We start from the raw sequence: 18945 nt of genomic DNA, 5'->3' as shown, positions 1-18945 counted from the left end.
CTTCAACACCGGACACCTTCAACACCGGACATCCCCCAAGACACCGGATCCACTTCAGTTTCGGAGCGATCACCGTGACGCCTGAATCCCACTCCCCGGCCGGTACGGACGACCGTACGCTCGACCCGCCGCCCGGATGCCCCGCCCACGGCCTCGGTCCTGACGGACTGCACCGGCTCTACGGCCTCGCGGCGGACGACCTGGGAGACCTCTACGAGAAACTCCGCGACGAGCACGGTGCGGTCGCCCCCGTGCTGCTCCACAACGACGTGCCGATCTGGGTGGTGCTCGGCCACGCCGAGAACCTGCACATGGTGAGCACCCCCACGCACTTCTCCCGGGACAGCCGGCTGTGGACCGCCGTCCAGGACGGCACGGCCGGCCCCGACCACCCGCTCGCGCCGCACATCGCCTGGCAGCCCATCTGCTCCCACGCCGAGGGCGACGAGCACCTGCGCCTGCGGGGCGCGGTGATGGGCGCCATGTCGACCATCAACCACCGCACCATCCGGCGGCACATCAACCGCGCGACCCAGATCCTCGTCAACCGGTTCTGCGAGAAGGGCCGGGCCGACCTGGTCAGCCAGTTCACCGAGCATCTGCCCATGGCCGTGCTCTGCCAGATCCTCGGCATTCCCGACGAGTACGACGACCGGCTGGTGCAGGCGACCCGCGACCTGCTCCAGGGCACCGAGACCGCGATCGCCAGCAACGAGTACGTCATGAACATCCTCATCCGGCACACCGCCCGGCGCCGCGCCCAGCCGGCGGAGGACTTCACCAGTGTCCTGATCAACCACCCGGCCCGGCTCACCGACGACGAGGTCGCCCAGCATCTGCGCCTGGTGCTGCTCGCCGCGTACGAGGCCACGGCCAACCTCCTGGCCAACGTGCTGCGCGTGGTACTCATCGACCCGCGCTTCCGCGCCCAGTTGAACGGTGGCCAGATGACGGTCCCCGAGGCGGTCGAGCAGTCGCTGTGGGACGAGCCGCCGTTCAGCGCCGTCCTCGGCTACTTCGCCAAGCAGGACACCGAGTTGGGCGGTCGGCGCATCCGCCGGGGCGACGGACTGATCCTCGGCATCGCGCCGGGCAACATCGACCCCCGGGTGCGCCCCGACCTCAAGGCCAACATGATGGGCAACCGCTCCCACCTCGCCTTCGGCGGCGGGCCCCACGAGTGTCCGGGCCAGGACATCGGCCGTGCCATCGCCGACGTCGGCGTGGAGGCGCTGCTGATCCGGCTGCCCGACGTCGAACTCGACGGCGACGAGGACGAGTTGCGCTGGCGCTCGTCAATGGCCTCGCGGCACCTGGTGGAGCTTCCGGTGTACTTCGAGCCGAAGCCGCAGCAGGACGTCGAGGCGATGCCCGCCATCAACCCGATCCCGCGGCAGCAACAGCCGAACCGGCAGGTCACCACGGACCGGCCGACGGCGCCCGCCCACCGGCCCGCACCACCCCAGCCGGCGCCGACGGCGCCGACGGCGGCGGAACCCGCCCACCGCCCGGGCGCCTGGCAGCGCTTCCTGCGCTGGTGGCGGGGCTACTGAGCCCAGTCGTCGTACGCGGACCAGGCCCGCAGCACCCGCCCGCTCACGAACCGGTGCGCCCGCCCCGTGACCGGATCGGTGAACTCCAGCACCCGCGCCAGCAGTTGGAGCGGACGCCGGAAGTCACCGGCCGGCACGGGGCCGGTCACCACCGGGTAGAGCGGATCGCCGAGGAGCGGCACGCCCAACGCGTTCATGTGCACCCGGAGCTGATGGGTCTGCCCGGTGGACGGCAGCAGCCGGTAGCGCCCCAAACCCTCGTGATGGTCGGCGAGTTCGACCCGGGTGACGGCGTTCGACTCGCCCGGCACCTCCCGCGCGGCCAGCACCCCGCGCTCCTTCACGATCCGGCTGCGGACCGTACGCGGCAGCGCGAGCCCCGTGTCGTACGGGGCCACCGCCTCGTACTCCTTGCGGACCAGCTTGTCGCGGAACAGCGACTGGTAGGCACCGCGCTCCTCGGGCCGTACCGTGAACAGTACGAGCCCGGCGGTGAGGCGGTCGAGGCGGTGCGCGGCGCCGAGCGCCGGGAGGTCCAGCTCCCGCCGCAGCCGGGCCAGCGCGGTCTCGGCGACATGGCCCCCGCGCGGGGTGGTGGCGAGGAAGTGCGGCTTGTCGGCGACGACGACGTGCTCGTCGCAGTACACCACGTCGAGCGTGAACGGCACCCGTTCCTCCGCGGGCAGCTCCCGGTGGAACCACACGAACATCCCCGGTACGTACGCCGCGTCGGGCGCCACCGGCCGCCCGTCCACCCCGACGATCAGCCCCTCCCCGAACATCCCGTCGATCACCCCGGCTCCCGCCGCGAGCCGCTCCACCAGATGCTCCCGCACGGTGGCCCACCCCCCGCCCTGCGGCAGCCTGACCCGCACGGGGTCGACACCGTCGCGCTGCGGCAGCGGGGAGGGCGGGATCCGGGGCTTACGTCTCACCTGATCAAGCGTACGAGGCCGGAGCCACCTCCGGAGCCTCCGTCACCGGCGTGCGCGCCTTGTACGCCCGGTACGCGGCGCCCGCGACCACGGTCACGCCGAGGAACAACACGGTGAACCACTGGAAGTACCAGTGCCCGCCCGCCGGGTCGTACACCGCCGCGCGCGGCCAGGCCAGGTTGACGGTCATGAACAGGCCGTAGAGGAGGGCGATCGCGTTCACGGGGACGCCCCAGCGGCCCAGCGAGAAGAGCGGGGCGCCCGTCTCGTCGGTGCCGTCGGCGGTGAACTCCCCGCGCAGCCGGCGCACCAGCAGTGGCCCGGTCACCATCGCGTACGCCAGGTACAGCATCACGATGCAGGTGGTGCCGATCGCCAGGAAGGCTTCCGGGGAGGCGAAGTTGAGGAGCAGGAGGGTGGCGGCGAGGATGCCGACGACCAGGGCGGGGGCGTTCGGCATGCCGGTGCGCGGGTTGACCTTGGCGAGGCGGCGGGAGAAGGGGAGCTGGTTGTCGCGGGCCATCGAGAAGAGCATGCGGCAGGCGGCGGTCTGGATCGCCAGGGTCGCCACCGCGATGGCCACCACCACGTCGGCGAGCAGCGCGCGGCCGACGCCGTCACCGAGGCTGCTGGTCAGGACGTAGCTCAGGCCGTCGACGCCCAGGCGGCCGTCGGTGAGGCTGGGCGCGGCAAGCAGTCCGCCGAGCACGATCAGTCCGCCGAGCAGGCCCGCCGCGCCGAGCGCGGTGAGGATCGTCCGGGGCGCGGTGCGGCGCGGGTTGTGGGTCTCCTCGCTCATCTCGCCCGCGCTGTCGAAGCCGATCATGACGTACGCCGCCATGAACGAGCCCACCATCAGCGCCCCGAACAGGCCCGTGCTGCCCTGGCCCGTGTGGAAGGTGACGCCGGGGGAGCGCTCGGAGTGGGTGAGCAGGAGCACGATGATCAGGACGGCGCCGATGATCTCGGCGGTGACACCGATCCGGTTGATCACGGACATCACGCGGTTGTCGATGACGTTCACCAGCGTGGTCAGGACGAGCAGGACGACGCCGAGGACCGCCGCGTTGGCCGCGCCGTCGGCGCTGGTGGGCGTCGGATCGCTGCCGACCAGCTGGAAGCCGGACCAGATCGCCGGCAGCACCATCTGCAGTGCGAGTGCCGCCGCCGCGACCACCACGATCTGCCCGATCACCATGATCCAGCCGGCGAACCAGCCGAAGGAGAGGTTCGACAGTCGCGAGGACCACTGGTAGATCGCGCCCGAGATCGGATAGCGCGCGGCCAGCTCCGCGAAGCAGGCGGCGACCGTCAACTGGCCCACCAGCACGGCCGGCCAGGTCCAGAAGAAGACGGGGCCGCCGAACGCGTACCCGAAGGCGAAGAACTGGAAGACGGTCGTCAGGACGGAGATGAAGGAGAAACCGGCGGCGAACGAGGCGTACCGGCCGAGGCTGCGGTGCAGCTCCTGGCGGTAGCCGAACTCGGCCAGGGAGCCGTCGTCGGGGGACTGCGGCGGATCGGGGCGTACGTCGGAGGGAGCGGTGGTCGTCACGGTGACACCTGCCTTCGGCGCGGAAGGGTGGGCGGGACGGGGGTGAGTCGAATTCCTGTCGGGTGACAGAAATTAGGGAGACCCTGTTTCGCTCGCATGACGCGGCCGTATCCGCGGCGGGCCTAAGTCCTCACGTCCTTGCCGGGGGCACGAAATCGCGATACATCGTGTCCATTGACGCTCGCCTCGGATACGCGATATGTTCGGCAGCGGATATTCGGAAGCGAGGTGAGATCATCATGACCATGAAACGTCGGAAGCTGAGCAATCCGCTGGCGCTCGCGGTCATGGTGCTGCTCACCGAGCGCTCCATGCACCCGTACGAGATCGCCCAGACCCTGCGCCGCCGAGGCAAGGACACCAGTCTGAAGATCAACTACGGCTCGCTCTACACCGTCGTCCAGAACCTGGAGAAGCACGGCTTCGTCGAGGTCACCGAGGTGCAGCGACAGGGCAACCGCCCCGAGCGCACGCTGTACGGCATCACGGACTCCGGGCGCGACGAGGCCACGGAGTGGCTGTCGGACCTGCTCGCCGTACCGGTGGAGGAGTATCCGCTCTTCGAGTCCGCGCTCTCGCTGATGGGCGTGCTCCACCCCGACGAGGTGACACGCCTGCTGGCGGGGCGGCTCAACACGCTGGAGGTGCGGGCCGCGAGCCTGCGCGGCGGCCTGGAGAAGCTCTACGAGACGCTGCCCCGCCTCTTCCTGATCGAGTCCGAGTACAAGGTGCACATGATCGAGGCGGAGGCGGCCTGGGTCCGAGGCTTCCTGGAGGAGCTGAGGGACGGCACGTTTCCCGGCGTCCAGCAGTGGCGGACCTTCAGCGAGACGGGGGAGGTCCCCGAGGAGTACGTGAAGTTGGAAAGCGACTTCGAAGAGAAGCGAGAGAAGCAAGAGAAGTAGCCGAAGAACGAAAAAAGACCCCGGCAGAGCTGTTGGAGTAGCCCCGCCAGGGTCTCGAACCCCGAACCGAACCCACCGTGAGGCAGTTCCGGGCGATCGAGGTGCGGCACACCCAGGATAGCCCGGCGCTCTTCACGCGGATCGGCTCGGCCCTGCCCGAGATCACCGCTCACACAGGAGAGCAGTCGTCATGAGTAGTACCCGTGCGCCCGCGGTCGAGGCGCGTCAGCTGATCAAGACCTACCCGGGAGACGTCACCGCGCTCGGCGGCATGGACGTCACCGTCGAGACCGGCACCGTCTTCGGCCTGCTCGGCCCGAACGGCGCCGGCAAGTCCACCACCGTCAAGATCCTCACCACCCTGGCCCGCCCCGACTCGGGCACCGCCACCGTCGCGGGCCACGACGTGCTGCGCCATCCGGACCGGGTGCGCCGCGCGATCGGTGTGGTCGCCCAGAACTCCGGCGCCGACCCGGTGGCGACCGGCCGCGAGAACCTGCAACTCCAGGGCAGGCTCTACGGCTTGAAGGGTGCCGAGCTGAACCGCCGGGTGGACGAGTTGCTCGACCGCTTCAAGCTCGCCGACGCGGCGCGGCGCCCGGTCAAGGGCTACTCGGGCGGCATGCGGCGCCGCCTCGATGTGGCCCTCGGTCTTGTCCACCGCCCCGAGGTGCTCTTCCTCGACGAGCCCACCACTGGTCTCGACCCCGAGGCGCGCACCGCGATGTGGGACGAGATCGCCCGCCTCGCCGGTGACGAGGGTCTGACCATCCTGCTCACCACGCACTACCTGGAGGAGGCCGACCGGCTCGCCGAGCGGATCGCCATCGTCGACCGCGGCCATGTCGTGGTCGAGGGCACCCCGGACGCCCTGAAGGGCGAACTCCGCGGTGACGCCGTCCATGTGGAGCTGCGGGAAGCCGTCGGAGACGCCGGACGTACGCTGCTCAACGGCGCCCTCACCGGGCTGCCGGGCGTGCGCGAGGCGCTCTTCGACGGCCGCCGTGTCAGCGTCCGCGCCGACGACGGGGCCGCCGCGATGCCCGCCCTGCTCGGCGTGCTGGAGCGGGCCGGGGTCGGTGTCGCCGCCGCGACCGTCGCCCGCCCCTCGCTCGACGACGTCTATCTCCGCTACGCGGGCCGCCGCTACTCGGAGGCGCAGGCGGAATCGGAAGGCACCGAGAACCTCGTCCTCGCCGGAGGTGCCCGATGAGCACCGCCGTCTCCCAGACCTGGTACATGACGCAGCGTCAACTCATGGTGTTCGCACGTCAGCCCGCGTACGCGATCATCACCCTGATCCAGCCGGTGATCTGGCTGTTCCTGTTCGGCAACCTCTTCAAGAAGGTCGTCGAACTCGGCGGCTTCGGCACCACCTCGTACCTGGACTACCTCGTCCCCGGCGTGGTCGTGATGAGCGCGCTCAGCTCCAACATGTGGGCGGGCATGAGCACGCTGGACGAGATCCAGCGCGGCACGCTCAACCGGTTCCTGACCACGCCCGTCAGCCGGGCGGCCCTGATGAACGGCAATGTCGTCAACAACGGCCTGGTCACCGCCTTGCAGTCGGTCATCATCGTGCTGCTCGGCCTGCTGGGCGGCGCGGACTACCCGGGCGGCATCGGCGGCATCGCCATCCTGATCGTCGCCTCGGTACTGCTCGGCACGATCTTCGGGGCACTGTCCAACGCGCTGGGCATGCTGGTCCAGGAGCGGGAGTCGATCATCGGCATCAACACGTTCCTGCTGCTGCCGCTGACCTTCCTGTCCTCGGCCTTCATGGCCCCGTCCCAGATGCCCGGCTGGATGCGGCACATCGCCGACTTCAACCCGCTCAACTGGGCGATGGTGGCGGGACGTTCGGCGATGTCCGAGCACCCCGACTGGAGTGCCGTGCTGGGCCGGGGCGGGGCGCTGCTGACCCTCGCCGTGGTGGCGGTGTGGCTGTCGATCCGTACGTTCAGGTCGTACCAGCGGTCGGTGTGACCGGGTCCGTCAGGTGGCCCGGTCCGTCGGGTGACCCGGCCTGTCAGGTGGCCCGGTCCGTCAACTGACCTGGTCCATCAGCCGACCTGGTCCATCGGGAATCAGGAGGCGGCCGCCACGGTCGCCTCCTGCTCCGCCTCCACCTGCGCGTTCCACTCCCGCTTGGTCGCCTGCCAGCCGTCCTCGTTGTGCCCGCGGCGCCAGTAGCCGGAGATCGACAGGTCGTCGCGCGGGATCTCCAGCTCCACCCGCAGCAGCCGGCGCAGCTCCTTCACGAAGCCCGCCTCGCCGTGCACGAACGCGTGCACCCGGCCCGCCGGGAAGTCGAGGGCGCGGACGGCCTCCACCAGGGCCTCGCCGACCGGCCGGTCCCCGCGGTGCAGCCAGACGACCTCCACGTCGGAGTCGATCTTCTGCTCCTCCTCGGGCCCGGAGATCTCCACGAAGGCGCGGGTCACGGCACCGTCCGGCAGCGCCTCCAGGGCGGCGCTGATCGCGGGCAGCGCGCTCTCGTCACCGGCGAGCAGATGCCAGTCGGCGCTCGCGTCGGGCGCGTAAGCGCCCCCCGGCCCCATGAACCGGACGATCTCGCCGGGCTGGACGCGCGCCGCCCACGGCCCGGCGAGGCCCTCGTCGCCGTGCACCACGAAGTCGAGCGTCAGCTCACGCTGTTCGGGGTCCCAGGCGCGCACGGTGTACGTCCGGGTCACCGGCCACTGCTCGCGCGGGAGCTCCTCGCGGATCCGCTCCATGTCGAACGGCTCGGGGTAGGAGGCGCCTTCCGGGGCGAACAGCAGCTTCACATAGTGGTCGGTGCGGGTGCCCGCGGTGAACTCGGCGAGGCCCTCGCCGCCCAGCACGACACGCTGCATGTGCGGTGTCAGCCGCTCGGTCCGCACGACCCGCGCGGAGTGGGGCTTCCTGGACGTGCGTGCCGGACGCTCTGCCATGACGGCCTCCTCGTTCGCTCGCTTAGGCTTACCTAAGTTAGCACCTCTGCCTCAATTGGCACCCCTCACACTTGAACTCTCCAAGTTCCCTGTATCGAGGTGCGAGCCGCCCGGCACCCAGGGCCGAGCCCCGCTCCAGTAGCAAGGCTTCCCCAAATCGAGAATGTCACTCTTCTCAGTGAGAATGCCGCTTCCGAACCGTCTGCCGAGTCTCGGCTGAGCTGTCTGCCGAGCTGTCTCCCGGGTTTCGGGTGCGTCCCTCCTCAGGTGGTGAGCGTCGAGAGCAGTCGCTGCAGCGATCCCCCCAGACCCCAGCGCGCGGCGAGTTCGTCCAGCGCCGCCGGGTCGCGCGGCGCGTGCGGCAGCGCCGTGTCGACGTCCGGCAGTGGCACGTCACCGGCGACCCGGACGACCTTGGGCGCCACGGCGACGTACGGCCGTGACTCGTCGAGCCGCTTGCGCTGCGAGGGAGTCAGCTTCGCCTTCGGATCGTCGACCGCCGCCATGATCCCGGCCAGGTCGCCGAACTGGTCGAGCAGCTTGGCCGCCGTCTTCTCACCGATCCCCGGCACGCCCGGCAGACCGTCGCTCGGGTCGCCGCGCAGCAGCGCCAGATCCGCGTACCCCGGGCCGTCGACCCCGTACTTCTCGCGCAGCCACGCCTCGTCGGTGAGCTGGAGCGTGCCGACGCCCTTGAGGGGGTACAGGACGCGGACTCCCCGCTTGTCGTCGACCAGTTGGTAGAGGTCGCGGTCGCCGGTGACGATGTCGACCGGGCCGGTGGCGCGCCCGGTGAAGGTGCCGATCACGTCGTCCGCCTCGTACCCCTCGACCCCCACGCGCGCGATGCCCAGCGCGTCGAGGACGTCCTCGATGATGGGCACCTGGGGGGAGAGCGTGTCCGGCACCTCCTCCTCGTCCGGCCGGCCGGCCTTGGTCTCCACGGCGACGCGGTGCGCCTTGTACGAGGGAATCAGGTCGACCCGCCACTGCGGACGCCAGTCCGCGTCCATGCAGGCCACCAGATCGTCCGGCCGGTGGTCCTTGACCAGGCGGTCGATGAATTCCAGCAGCCCGCGCACGGCGTTCACGGGCGTGCCGTCCGGGGCCTTCACCGAGTCGGGGACCCCGAAGTAGGCCCGGAAGTACAGGGAGGCGGTGTCGAGCAACATCAGGCGTCTGGTCACGCCTCGCATCATGCCGTACGGCACTGACAGTGACCTGGACCACTTCTGGTGTCCGCTCCGTGTAAGCGGGGCAGGCGCGGCACCGGGGCGGACCCGGTTGCGGGGTGGGCTCCGGCTCCGGGCGCGGGGGAGGCGTCCGTGCGGTTCCCCTGTGGCGAAGTCCACTCCTCTCGGCGGTCCCGGAGGCCGCGTGTCGTCCGTACGCTCGGCTCCCTCCTCCGCTCGTTCCTGTGAGACTCCGTGCGCCCCCTGTCCCGGCTCGGCGCCCTCGCTGTCCTCCTCGTGGTGGTGGCCGCGGCTGTGCTGCTGTCGGACGCGAGCGCCGAGCCCGCGTCCCTCGCCACCGAGCGGTTCGCCGCACTCGCCTCGGACGTCCGGGCCGCCGACGGGTACGTGTACGACCTGCGGGACGACTCCGGCCGCACCATGGACACCGCGCAGATCACCCAGGTCCCGGACGGCACCTATCTCGCCGTCTACCACACCTTCCTCGGCGACGGTCGCTACCACGCCGCCCTCGCCACCTCCACGGATCTGCGCGTCTGGACCTGCCGCCACGACTTCGGCGCGGGCACGAGCCAGCCCGCGCCGCCGCCGACGACCGCGGCGGATACGTCCTTGCGTACGAAAAGGATCCGGACAACCACATCGCCGTACGCGGGTACCCCCGACTCCAGGCCCTGCTGGCCGGAAAAGCCGCCCACGCGTACGACGCGCGGCGCACCCTTTCGCGCTGCGCCGAGGGCACACCGGACATCACGTCCGTTCACGACGGCACGGTCGAACTCACCGGCCACTATCAGGCGCGCTGCGACACCGACCGCGAACTCCGCGCCACGCTCAAGAACTTCACGACCTGGCATGCCACACCTGACCGGCGGCTGGACCACGCCCTGGAGGCCTGGGGCACCCGCGGCAATCTCGGCGACCGTTCGCTCCTCGAACTCGGCGGCACGCGAATGATTCTGACGGAGGGTCAGGGGTGGCGCGGGGACTTCGGGAGCTGGCGGACGTACGCCTATGATCCGATGACCGGCCGGGCTGATCGGCTGACTATCCGCACCCACGGCGGCAGCCGTTCCTTCGCCAATCCCTCGGCGACTTCGCTCACCGACCCGGACGGGCACCCGGCCCTGCTGGTCAGCCTTTTCGTCCCGCGGGAGGGCGCGGCGCCGGGGGAGTCGGGGCAACTCGTCTATTGGCGCGAATTGTGAGGCTCACCCTCCTTGGATGTGTCAGCGATGTGACGGGTGTATGAAACGGTTTGCCGAACATGCGTAGGGTGCAAACAACTCATCAGAACTTGTGCGCCGAAGCAGCGGACCGATAGCAGTAGACCGAAGCAGTAGACCGAAGCGGTAGACCGACGATGCGTGGGAGGGAGCCGGAGCGATGGGCGACCACAAAGAACAGCCCCTTCGGGTGGGTGCGGCCGTCCGGCGGCGGCGCCGGGCACTGGAGCTCACGCTCGCCGTCGTGGCCGAGCGCAGCGGCCTGTCGGTTCCCTTCCTCAGCCAGGTGGAGAACGAGCGGGCCCGGCCCAGCCAGAGCTCCCTGGAAAGAGTCGCCGACGCCCTGGGCACCACCGCCGGCGAGCTGCTCGCGGCGGCCGACCCGGCGTGCAGCGTCGACGTCGTGCGCGCCGACTCCGGTGCCGAGTTCACTCCTGAAGCCCATATGCGCCCCCTCGTGCGCGGTCACCACCAGTTGCACGCCACGGAGTTCACCGGTGACCACGAAGAGGGCCGTGAACTCCAGCACCGCAACGACAAGTTGATGTACGTCGCCGACGGCGCCGTCGAAGTCGAGGCGGAGGGTCGCGCCCACCGGCTGGGCCGTGGCGACACGCTGTATCTCACCGGCGGAGTGCGCCACCGGTGGCGGGCGACCGTGCCGGACACCCGGGTGGTCGTGGTCGAGGTCGCCGACCACATCGAGGCGGTGGAGGACCGCAACACCTTCGGCAAGCGCTGAAACATCCGCCCTTCCTGGCGGATTCCGCCCGTCGGCGGGGGAGGCGGGCCGGGTGCGCTGCGATACTGGCAGCATGTCCGGGACATCCCATTATGAGCGATATGCCGTGGTGAACGCGGCTGCCGTACCGCGTGTCGTGTCGCTCGTGCCCTCGCTGACCGAGGCCGTGGCCGTCAGCGTTCCCGGCGCTCTCGTCGGCGCGACCGACTGGTGCAGCCACCCGGCGGACCTCGACGTCGTACGCATCGGCGGCACCAAGAACCCCCAGGTCGACCGGATCGTGCGGCTCGCCCCCGACCTGGTGATCGCCAACGAGGAGGAGAACCGCGAGCCGGACCTGACGGCCCTGCGGGAGGCGGGCATCGAGGTCCTGGTCACCGAGGTACGGGACGTGCCGGGGGCCTTGCGCGAGCTGGAGCGGGTGCTTGACGCGTGCGGGGCCCGGACCCGGCCGCGCTGGCTCGACGAGGCGGAGACGGCATGGGTGCGTCTGCCGACGCCCGACCGCCGTACGACCGCGATCGTGCCGGTCTGGCGCCGCCCCTGGATGGTCCTCGGCCGGGACACCTTCGCCGGGGACGTACTGGCGCGTCTGGGCGTCGACAACGCGTACGCCCACCACGAGGACCGCTACCCCCGTATCCCGCTCCCCGACCTCAGGTCGGCGGGCGCCGATCTCGTCGTCCTGCCCGACGAGCCGTACCGCTTCACGGCCGACGACGGCCCCGAGGCGTTCGAGGGCGTGCCCTGCGCGCTCGTCGACGGCCGCCTGCTGACCTGGTACGGCCCGTCGTTGGCGCAGGCGCCGCGGTTGCTCAGCGAGGTGCTGCGAGCAGGGCCTGCGGAAGCTCAATGTCGACCATGAGTGGAGGCCAGATGCCAGAACCTCAGCTTGGGAAGCTCAGGTGATGCAACACGGCGCCCCCGCTGACCTGCGAAGTTGGCGCGCTGACGCATGGCTGGCCACCGACTCGGCAACTCGCCCTGAACGGCGGGGATCTGGGGAACTTCGACACCAGTTACCAGGCGAACCTGAGAGGAGAAGTACGTGACCGTACCTCAGTGTGTGCATGCCCCAGACGAAGGGCTCCCGCCTCACGCGAGCCGGCACCCCTCCGAACAGATGTGGACTACCGGTTGATGCGGCTCATGTCGGCGTACCGGTCGCCGACCGGCGCCGCCACCTCGGACAGTTGCTCCCACTGCTTGGCCGAGAGCACCAGCTCGTCCGCCACCACATTCTGCTCCAGGTTGGCGACCCGGCGCGTGCCGGGAATGGGCGCGATGTCGTCGCCTTGCGCGAGCAGCCACGCGAGCGCAACCTGAGCGGGCGTCGCGCCGAGCTGCTTGGCGACGTCGTCCACGTGCTCCACGATCCGGATGTTCGCCTCCAGGTTGTCCCCCTCGAAGCGCGGGTTGGACCGGCGCCAGTCGTCGGCGTCGAGCTGGTCGAGCGAGCGGATCGTGCCGGTGAGGAAGCCGCGGCCGAGCGGCGAGTAGGGCACGAAGCCGATGCCGAGCTCGCGTACGGTGGGGAGCACTTCGGCCTCGGTGTCGCGCGTCCACAGCGAGTACTCGGTCTGGATGGCGGTCACCGGGTGCACGGCGTGCGCACGCCGGATGGTGGCGGGCGCCGCCTCCGACAGCCCGTAGTGGCGGATCTTGCCTTCCTCGATCAGCTCGGAAAGCGTCCCGACCGTGTCCTCGATCGGCGTCCCCGGGTCTATCCGGTGCTGGTAGTAGAGGTCGATGTAGTCGGTGTTCAGGCGTCGCAGCGAGCCCTCGACCGACCGCCGCACATTCTCGGGGGTGCCGTTCAGCCCGAGGACCGGCAGCCCGTTCTCCTCGGGCACGAGGTGGTTGATCTGACCGAACTTGGTGGCGATGACCACCTCGTCGCGGTGGCCGGCGAACGCCTTGGCCAGCAGTTCCTCGTTCGTGTACGGACCGTAGATCTCGGCGGTGTCGAAATAGGTGACGCCCAGCTCCATGGCGCGGTGGATCGTGGCGATCGACCCGGAGTCGTCGGTGCCGGCGCCGGTGTAGCCCCCGGACATGCCCATGCAGCCGAGGCCCAGACGCGAGACCTCGAGCCCCTCGCCTCCCAGGGTGATCTTCTTCATGCGGATAGCCTTTCCTGATAGAGACTGATCTTGTAGTCGATGGCGGCGAGCCGTGCGCCTGCCGTCACGTGACATATCCGCCGCCGAGCGGGCGAACGTGGCGGGCCGGGTTCACAGGCGCACGATGACCAGGGCGGTGTCGTCGGTGGCGTCACCGGGTGGGATGAGGTCGGCGAGTACGGCGTCGGCGAGGGTTTCGGGGTCGTCTGCCTGGTGGCGGGCCAGGGAGTCGGCGAGCCGGGCGAGGCCCGTGTCGATGTCTTCGCCGCGCCGTTCGATCAGACCGTCGGTGTAAAGCACGAGGACGGCGCCCTCGCGGAAGGCCGCGACAGCCTGGATCCGGGGGCCGTGTTGAGGGCGGGCGGCCAGTGGCGGGTCGGTGGCCTGGTCCAGGAACTCGACGGTCCCGTCCCTCTGTAGGAGCGCTGGTGGGGGGTGGCCGGCGCTGCTGTAGGTGATGGTGTGGTTCTCCCAGTCGATGAATGCCGTGGCCACGGTGGTGTTCTCGGCGCCGTCGATGGTGCGGGCGTACAGCCCGAGGACTTCCAGAGCGCGGGCGGGGCCCTCGGGGACGAGAGAGGCGGCGGTGAGGGCGCTGCGCAGTTGTCCCATGACGCCGGCCGCGGACAGGCCGTGGCCGACGACGTCGCCGACGGCGACGGCGATGCGATCGCCGGGCAGGTCGACCAGGTCGTACCAGTCGCCGGCCACGTTCAGCGCTTCGGCGGCGGGCCGGTAGCGAACGGCCGTCGAGTGCCGGCCGACCGGGCGAGGAGCGGGCAACATGGCTTCTTGCAAGGCCAGCGCGACTTCACGGGTGCGGATGAGTTCGGTGACGTCCTCCACCCGGTGCAGCAGCAGCGTCACCCGCCCATCAGGTCCGAATACGGGAATGTTGGTCATGTTGAAATACCGCTCGTGCCATACCCCGGGCTGGTCGGGGTCCTCCATGTCGTAGCGCTGCAGCGCTACGACGCTGCGCTCACCGGTGTCCAGCGCCCGGCGCAGTGACGCCAGAACTCTGAGCAGGAGAGGCTCGGCGGGGTCCTTTTCGGGGCGGTCCTCGGGCAGGAACCGACCGACCAATTGCTCGCGGGGGAGGCCCCGGAGGCGCAGGAACTCCGCGTTGGCGTCCGCGAAGATCAGCTGCGGAGTCACCAGCGCCACCGCTCCGGGAAGGGCCTGGAACACCGCCGCGTAGTCGACCGCCGGTTCTGCCATGATTTTCCCGCTTACCATGCCGCTGTCTGCCTTTTCACGATACGAGCAGGGAGTCACAGCTCGCACCATGACGTTGCAGTGTTCCCACGCCGTCGGTGCGCCTTGCGTACGGATCACGCCGGGTGGAAGGCCGTCCCTTGCCCGCCACCCGGCACCGGAACGCCTCCGCTCGGAGCGTGCCGGGGATACGGGGCTCAGGATGCGGGGGCCTCGATGGTGGCGGCGAGGGCGCTGAGCACCTGCCTGAGCTGCGCGACGGCTTCGGTGTCATCGGCCGGGTGGGTCTCGGCGAATCGGGTCACCGATCCGGGTATCGCGAGTGTTGAATATTCCCTCACCAGCCTCGGCTCCTCCCTGCTCTCCGCCATCGAGCCCCTGGCTGCCTGGTCCGCCGAACAGCGCACCGAGATCCGACGCCACCAGGACGCGTACGACATGAGCGCCGAGGTGCTCTAGCGGTGAGCCGGGATGGTGCCTGTTTTGGGGCGGAAGCCGGCGGCAGGGTGCCGGGCGGTCGAGCGGACACTGGCTGAGGTTCCACCGACGCCTGCCGGGAACTGCCCGTCCATGGTGGAGTTACGCCTATTTAGGTGTTGCGAGCAGCTCGCCGCTGACCAGGCCGCGCGCGGTGCGTACGGCGGCCACGCACCAGGCGGCCACCAGAAGCCCGTACAGAGCGATCGCGAGCCAGTCGAACGCGACGAGCCCGGTGTGCCGGGCCAGCCCCTCGGCGCCGGTGACACAGGTGCCGACCGGGAAGGTGAACGCCCACCAGGTCATCGCGAACCTCATGCCCCGACGGCGGGCCCGCACCACCAGTGCGGCGGCGAGCCCCAGCCACAGCAGCGCGAACCCGAGTACCGGGACGCCGTAGAGGACCGCGAGCGTCGCGAAGCCCTGGTCGTACGGGGCGGGCACGACGCCCGGTGCGAAGTCCGCGAACTTGCCCACGGCGGTCGTGGACTGGCCGAGCGGACCGAGTACGAGGAACAGCGTCGGGGTGAGCACGAGCGGCAGCGGACCCGCGGTGAGGAGCCGGGCGAAGATCACCGGCAGCATCACGAAGATGGCCAGCAGACTGAGCCCGAACATCGCGAAACAGCCGAGGAGCAGGGTCTCCCGGGGTTGCCCCGCAGGGAGATGGGGGACGAGGAGAGGCCCGAGGGCGGCGGACACCATGGGCGCGACGAGGGGGAGCAGCCAGACGGGGGAGGCCTGGTCGGGCCGGATGCGGTGGCGTACGACCATGAGATACGGGACGGCCAGGGCGGCGCCGAGCCCGACCACCGTACCGGCGCTGAACAGCACGGCGTCGAGGAGGACCGCCGTGTGCGTCCCGATCCAGTCCTGGCCGACGAGGAGGGTGGCGCCGCCCACGGCCAGCAGGGCCATGGACAGGCAGCCGTAGAAGGGGGCCACGGCCGGGTCGAGGAGGTGGGCACGGGCCTGGTCGCGGTGGTGCGTCCAGTGCAGGGCGCGGGCGCCGAGCAGGGTCACGAGCAGGACGGCCGAGAGCGCCCAGACGGCGGCGCAGACCGTCCGCAGGCCCGGGAGGCCGCCAGGGAGCCCGGCGCCCGCGGTGGCCACGATCGCGGTACCCATGACGGAGGCGTACCAGTTCGGGCCGAGGTGACGGACGGCGGCGGCGCGGGGGTGCCGGGTTCCGGCGGCGGAGGGGGAGGCGGGAGTCGGCAGGAGGGGCTGGGCTGCGGTGACCATGGGTCCACGGTGGCGCCGGTGCGGGGTCCCCACCAGGGAGTGTGGGTCTATGGGGGCATAAGCTGGGTTTATGGGTGTGAGTGGTGAGGGTTCGATCCGGAGTCGGTCGGGGGAGCCGGCGGTGAGTGTCGGCGGTGCCGGCGGTAGGGAGGCCGGGGAGTCGGTCGCGGTCGGGATCGCGCACCGGGTGCCCGATCTCGGGGCGCTGGAGCTGCTGCTCGCGGTGGCGCGGCTCGGGAGTCTCGGACGGGCGGCCCGGGAACTGGGGATCACCCAGCCCGCGGCCAGCAGCCGGATCCGCTCCATGGAACGGCAGCTGGGCGTGGCGCTCGTCGACCGCTCGCCGCGGGGCTCGCGGCTCACGGACGCCGGGGCGCTGGTCACGGACTGGGCGCGGCGGGTCGTGGAGGCGGCCGAGGCGTTCGACGCGGGGGCTCAGGCGTTGCGGGGCCGGCGGGACTCGCGGCTGCGGGTGGCGGCGAGCATGACGATCGCCGAGTATCTGCTGCCGGGCTGGCTGATCGCGCTGCGCGCGCAGCGACCGGACACGGCGGTGTCGCTCCTCGCCGGGAACTCGACCGCCGTCGCCGAACGCCTCCTCGCCGGTGAGGCGGACCTCGGCTTCGTGGAGGGCCTGTCCGTCCCGCCCGCCCTGGACTCGGCGGTCATCGCGCACGACCGCCTGATCGTGGTGACGGCGCCGGGGCATCCGTGGGCCCGTCGCCGCGCGCCCCTCGCCGGGGCGGAGCTGGCCGCGACCCCGTTGATCCTCCGGGAGGAGGGTTCGGGTACGCGGCAGGTTCTCGACGCGGCGTTGGGGGGCCTGGCCCGGCCTCTGATCGAGCTCTCCTCGACCACGGCGGTCAAGGCCGCGGCGGTGAGCGGTGCGGGGCCTGCCGTCCTGAGTGAGCTGGCGCTCGGCGAGGAACTGTCGACCCACCGTCTGGTCGACATCCCCCTGTCCGACGTCCAACTCCGCCGGGCCCTTCGGGCGGTCTGGCCCACGGGACATCGGCCCACGGGGCCGGCCCGGGACCTGCTGTCGCTGACGCGGGGCGTGTAGAGCACCGGTTTCGGCCTGAAGGGCCTCGTCCTCAAACGCCGGACGGGCTGGATGGTGCGGGGGCTGCGCCCCGCAAGGGACGCGGGGCTGTGACATCGTGCGGCTCCGCCGCGTGGGCCGGGTTCTTCGTCCAGCACTCCCGGCGGCCACCTCCCCCGGGGCTGCCGACCGTGCGCGCCTTCCAGCACGCCCAGGGCGTCGCCGCCCTCGACTGGCTCAGGAAGCGGCTCGCACCAGCGCCCGCATGACCCGCAGGTCCTCGCCCATCTCGGGATGCCACTGCACCCCCAACACCCAGCCGGGGCCGGGGAGTTCGATCGCCTCCACCGTCCCGTCGGCCGCGTGCGCCGATGCCGTCAGCCCCTGTCCCAGGCGTGCGACCGCCTGGTGGTGATACGTCGGCACGGCGCACGCCTCCGGCGCGAGATCCCCGTACAGACTCCCCGCCACCGGTGTCACCTCGTGCCGTCCGACGACCCCGGTGTCCTTCACGTGCCCGTCGATGTGCTGCACGAGCGTGCCGCCGAGGGCGACGTTGAGGAGTTGCATGCCGCGGCAGATGCCGAGCAGCGGGGTGCCGGTGGCCAACGCGGCCCGGATCAGGGCGAGTTCCCAGGCGTCGCGTTCGGGAGCGGGTGGTCCGGTGCGCGGGGAGCGCTCGGCGTCGTAGTGGACCGGGTCGACATCGGGGCCGCCCGCGATGACGAGTCCGTCGAGGCGGGCGACGGCCGACGCGGCGTGGGACGGATCGTCCGGCGGCAGCATCGCGGCGAGACCTCCCGCCGCCTGCACGAGCCGCGGATAGCCGGCCGGCAACAGCGCGGCCTCCAGCTCCCACACGCCCCAGCGCGCCCCGGCCTCCAGATACGTACTCACGCCGATCAGCGGTCTGTCCACACTGCCCGCGCTTCCCACACTTCCCACACCGCGCTCCCTATCGGGTCCAATGGAATGTACTCATACCTTTGCAAGCTTCTTTGAAAGGTACTCGTCGGCGGCTCACGCCAGGAAGCCCCGCAACAGGGCCGCCGTCCCCGCGCAGTGCTCCCGCATGATCTCCCGCGCCCCGTCCGCGTCCCCGTCGAGCACCGCCTCGACCAGCGCGGTGTGCTGGCGCTGGGAGTGCTCGAGGTTGCGGACCAGGAGGGGGATGCAGTCGAGCAGGTCGTTGACGGAGGCGCGGACGGCCGCGTACTGGGCCGTGAGCGACGGCGAACCGCTCAGTTCGGCGAGGGTGAGGTGGAGCAGCGTGTCCAGGCGCCGGTAGTCCGCCAGCGGGGCCTCGTGCGTGCGGGTGAGCGCATCGCGCAGCCGTTCGGCCTGCTGCGGGGAGAGCCCGTGCGTCGCGCACAGTCCCGCCGCACCCACCTCCAGCACCTCGCGGAAGCGCAGTACGTCCTCGATGTCGACCTTGGCGAACCGGCGCCGTAGCTCGTCCTCGCCGGGGGCGTCGGCCCTCGGCACCACGAACGTGCCGCCGTACCGTCCGCGCCGCGACTCGACCAGACCCTGGTCCTGGAGCACCTTCAGCACCTCGCGCAGCGTCACCCGGCTGATCCCCAGCCGCTCCGCCAGCTCCCGCTCCGCGGGCAGCCGCCCGCCGCCCGGCACCAGCCCCAGCCGGACCACCTGAAGGATCTGCTCCAGCGCCTCCTCGAAACCGTTGCCCGCCCGCACCGGCCGCAGCACCGGCGTCAGTCGGTCGTCCACGCCGCCGTCGGCTTCCGCCTGCGTCATCTGGTCGCGCCCCCTTCCCAAGCAATGGTTCTCGGCA

General features: G+C 70.9%; 18 protein-coding genes and 1 pseudogene. 9 read left to right on the top strand and 10 right to left on the bottom strand.

Annotated elements, in window-relative coordinates; genetic code table 11:
- Positions 1-74: 74 nt before the first annotated feature.
- Positions 75-1553 (top strand): cytochrome P450, encoded by a 1479-nt coding sequence (locus OG747_RS08395; protein WP_405878644.1) that lies wholly within the window; start codon positions 75-77, stop codon positions 1551-1553.
- Here OG747_RS08395 and OG747_RS08390 read toward each other — a convergent pair.
- The gene (locus OG747_RS08390) at positions 1547-2488 is read right to left on the bottom strand and encodes an RluA family pseudouridine synthase (protein ID WP_405878643.1); all 942 of its coding nucleotides are present in this window, start codon (positions 2486-2488) and stop codon (positions 1547-1549) included. The genes OG747_RS08395 and OG747_RS08390 overlap by 7 nt on opposite strands.
- 4 nt (positions 2489-2492) lie before the next feature.
- A complete protein-coding gene (locus OG747_RS08385; RefSeq protein WP_405878642.1) occupies positions 2493-4043 on the bottom strand; it encodes an amino acid permease in 1551 nt (516 codons plus the stop codon).
- Between the two features lie 239 nt (positions 4044-4282).
- Between OG747_RS08385 and OG747_RS08380 the strand changes: the two genes are divergently transcribed.
- The 3 genes from OG747_RS08380 to OG747_RS08370 all read left to right on the top strand — a co-directional run bounded on the left by OG747_RS08380 (position 4283) and on the right by OG747_RS08370 (position 6934).
- Positions 4283-4948 (top strand): PadR family transcriptional regulator, encoded by a 666-nt coding sequence (locus tag OG747_RS08380; protein WP_405878641.1) that lies wholly within the window; start codon positions 4283-4285, stop codon positions 4946-4948.
- 190 nt (positions 4949-5138) lie between these two features.
- On the top strand, positions 5139-6161 hold the full coding sequence (locus OG747_RS08375) for an ATP-binding cassette domain-containing protein (protein ID WP_405878640.1): 1023 nt from the start codon (positions 5139-5141) through the stop codon (positions 6159-6161).
- Entirely contained in the window at positions 6158-6934 is a 777-nt protein-coding gene (locus OG747_RS08370; protein ID WP_405878639.1) for an ABC transporter permease, read from the top strand. The genes OG747_RS08375 and OG747_RS08370 overlap by 4 nt, the downstream gene beginning before the upstream one ends.
- 101 nt (positions 6935-7035) lie before the next feature.
- Here the strand turns inward: OG747_RS08370 and OG747_RS08365 are convergent, their stop codons facing one another.
- Both OG747_RS08365 and OG747_RS08360 read right to left on the bottom strand, forming a co-directional pair.
- Positions 7036-7884: a siderophore-interacting protein gene (locus OG747_RS08365; protein WP_405878638.1), complete on the bottom strand. Its 849-nt coding sequence runs from the start codon at positions 7882-7884 to the stop codon at positions 7036-7038.
- 263 nt (positions 7885-8147) lie between these two features.
- Positions 8148-9080, bottom strand: a complete 933-nt coding sequence (locus tag OG747_RS08360; protein WP_405885480.1) for a 5'-3' exonuclease H3TH domain-containing protein — start codon at positions 9078-9080, stop codon at positions 8148-8150.
- A gap of 231 nt (positions 9081-9311) precedes the next feature.
- On the opposite strand from OG747_RS08360, the gene OG747_RS08355 reads away from it, so the two are divergent.
- From OG747_RS08355 to OG747_RS08340, 4 genes are all read left to right on the top strand, one after another.
- Positions 9312-10034, top strand: coding sequence for a hypothetical protein (locus tag OG747_RS08355; protein ID WP_405878637.1), 723 nt, complete (start codon positions 9312-9314; stop codon positions 10032-10034).
- Complete coding sequence (locus tag OG747_RS08350) at positions 10031-10285, top strand: hypothetical protein (protein ID WP_405878636.1); 255 nt, start codon at positions 10031-10033, stop codon at positions 10283-10285. The genes OG747_RS08355 and OG747_RS08350 overlap by 4 nt, the downstream gene beginning before the upstream one ends.
- A 178-nt stretch (positions 10286-10463) precedes the next feature.
- Positions 10464-11045, top strand: coding sequence for a helix-turn-helix domain-containing protein (locus tag OG747_RS08345; RefSeq protein ID WP_405878635.1), 582 nt, complete (start codon positions 10464-10466; stop codon positions 11043-11045).
- A 73-nt stretch (positions 11046-11118) separates the two neighbouring features.
- A complete protein-coding gene (locus OG747_RS08340) occupies positions 11119-11910 on the top strand; it encodes a helical backbone metal receptor (protein WP_405878634.1) in 792 nt (263 codons plus the stop codon).
- Between the two features lie 265 nt (positions 11911-12175).
- Here the strand turns inward: OG747_RS08340 and OG747_RS08335 are convergent, their stop codons facing one another.
- From OG747_RS08335 to OG747_RS08320, 4 genes and pseudogenes are all read right to left on the bottom strand, one after another.
- On the bottom strand, positions 12176-13168 hold the full coding sequence (locus tag OG747_RS08335; protein ID WP_405878633.1) for an aldo/keto reductase: 993 nt from the start codon (positions 13166-13168) through the stop codon (positions 12176-12178).
- Between the two features lie 111 nt (positions 13169-13279).
- On the bottom strand, positions 13280-14389 hold the full coding sequence (locus OG747_RS08330) for a PP2C family protein-serine/threonine phosphatase (RefSeq protein WP_405878632.1): 1110 nt from the start codon (positions 14387-14389) through the stop codon (positions 13280-13282).
- 194 nt (positions 14390-14583) lie between these two features.
- A pseudogene (locus tag OG747_RS08325) lies at positions 14584-14709 on the bottom strand (FMN reductase); the annotation flags it as partial.
- Positions 14710-14971: 262 nt separating this feature from the next.
- The gene (locus OG747_RS08320; protein WP_405878631.1) at positions 14972-16108 is read right to left on the bottom strand and encodes a TDT family transporter; all 1137 of its coding nucleotides are present in this window, start codon (positions 16106-16108) and stop codon (positions 14972-14974) included.
- A gap of 70 nt (positions 16109-16178) precedes the next feature.
- Here OG747_RS08320 and OG747_RS08315 point away from each other — a divergent pair, with 70 nt between their 5' ends.
- The gene (locus OG747_RS08315) at positions 16179-17171 is read left to right on the top strand and encodes a LysR family transcriptional regulator (RefSeq protein ID WP_405878630.1); all 993 of its coding nucleotides are present in this window, start codon (positions 16179-16181) and stop codon (positions 17169-17171) included.
- 216 nt (positions 17172-17387) lie between these two features.
- On the opposite strand, the gene OG747_RS08310 is transcribed toward OG747_RS08315, so the two are convergent.
- Together OG747_RS08310 and OG747_RS08305 are read right to left on the bottom strand one after the other, a co-directional pair.
- Positions 17388-18068 (bottom strand): gamma-glutamyl-gamma-aminobutyrate hydrolase family protein, encoded by a 681-nt coding sequence (locus OG747_RS08310; protein WP_405885479.1) that lies wholly within the window; start codon positions 18066-18068, stop codon positions 17388-17390.
- Positions 18069-18170: 102 nt separating this feature from the next.
- The gene (locus tag OG747_RS08305; RefSeq protein WP_405878629.1) at positions 18171-18908 is read right to left on the bottom strand and encodes a FadR/GntR family transcriptional regulator; all 738 of its coding nucleotides are present in this window, start codon (positions 18906-18908) and stop codon (positions 18171-18173) included.
- Positions 18909-18945: the final 37 nt, after the last annotated feature.

The organism is Streptomyces sp. NBC_01384 (assembly GCF_045040035.1).
Lineage (GTDB): Bacteria > Actinomycetota > Actinomycetes > Streptomycetales > Streptomycetaceae > Streptomyces.
This window is presented reverse-complemented; position numbering and strand designations above follow the sequence as displayed.

Bases quoted from the DNA above. Each gene is read 5' to 3' on its own strand.
- OG747_RS08315 (WP_405878630.1), top strand. From the start codon at position 16,179: ATGGGTGTGAGTGGTGAGGGTTCGATCCGGAGTCGGTCGGGGGAGCCG.
- OG747_RS08380 (WP_405878641.1), top strand. From the start codon at position 4,283: ATGACCATGAAACGTCGGAAGCTGAGCAATCCGCTGGCGCTCGCGGTC.
- OG747_RS08345 (WP_405878635.1), top strand. From the start codon at position 10,464: ATGGGCGACCACAAAGAACAGCCCCTTCGGGTGGGTGCGGCCGTCCGG.
- OG747_RS08375 (WP_405878640.1), top strand. From the start codon at position 5,139: ATGAGTAGTACCCGTGCGCCCGCGGTCGAGGCGCGTCAGCTGATCAAG.
- OG747_RS08360 (WP_405885480.1), bottom strand. From the start codon at position 9,080: ATGCGAGGCGTGACCAGACGCCTGATGTTGCTCGACACCGCCTCCCTG.
- OG747_RS08305 (WP_405878629.1), bottom strand. From the start codon at position 18,908: ATGACGCAGGCGGAAGCCGACGGCGGCGTGGACGACCGACTGACGCCG.
- OG747_RS08365 (WP_405878638.1), bottom strand. From the start codon at position 7,884: ATGGCAGAGCGTCCGGCACGCACGTCCAGGAAGCCCCACTCCGCGCGG.
- OG747_RS08340 (WP_405878634.1), top strand. From the start codon at position 11,119: ATGTCCGGGACATCCCATTATGAGCGATATGCCGTGGTGAACGCGGCT.
- OG747_RS08330 (WP_405878632.1), bottom strand. From the start codon at position 14,389: ATGGCAGAACCGGCGGTCGACTACGCGGCGGTGTTCCAGGCCCTTCCC.
- OG747_RS08370 (WP_405878639.1), top strand. From the start codon at position 6,158: ATGAGCACCGCCGTCTCCCAGACCTGGTACATGACGCAGCGTCAACTC.
- OG747_RS08335 (WP_405878633.1), bottom strand. From the start codon at position 13,168: ATGAAGAAGATCACCCTGGGAGGCGAGGGGCTCGAGGTCTCGCGTCTG.
- OG747_RS08350 (WP_405878636.1), top strand. From the start codon at position 10,031: ATGATTCTGACGGAGGGTCAGGGGTGGCGCGGGGACTTCGGGAGCTGG.
- OG747_RS08320 (WP_405878631.1), bottom strand. From the start codon at position 16,108: ATGGTCACCGCAGCCCAGCCCCTCCTGCCGACTCCCGCCTCCCCCTCC.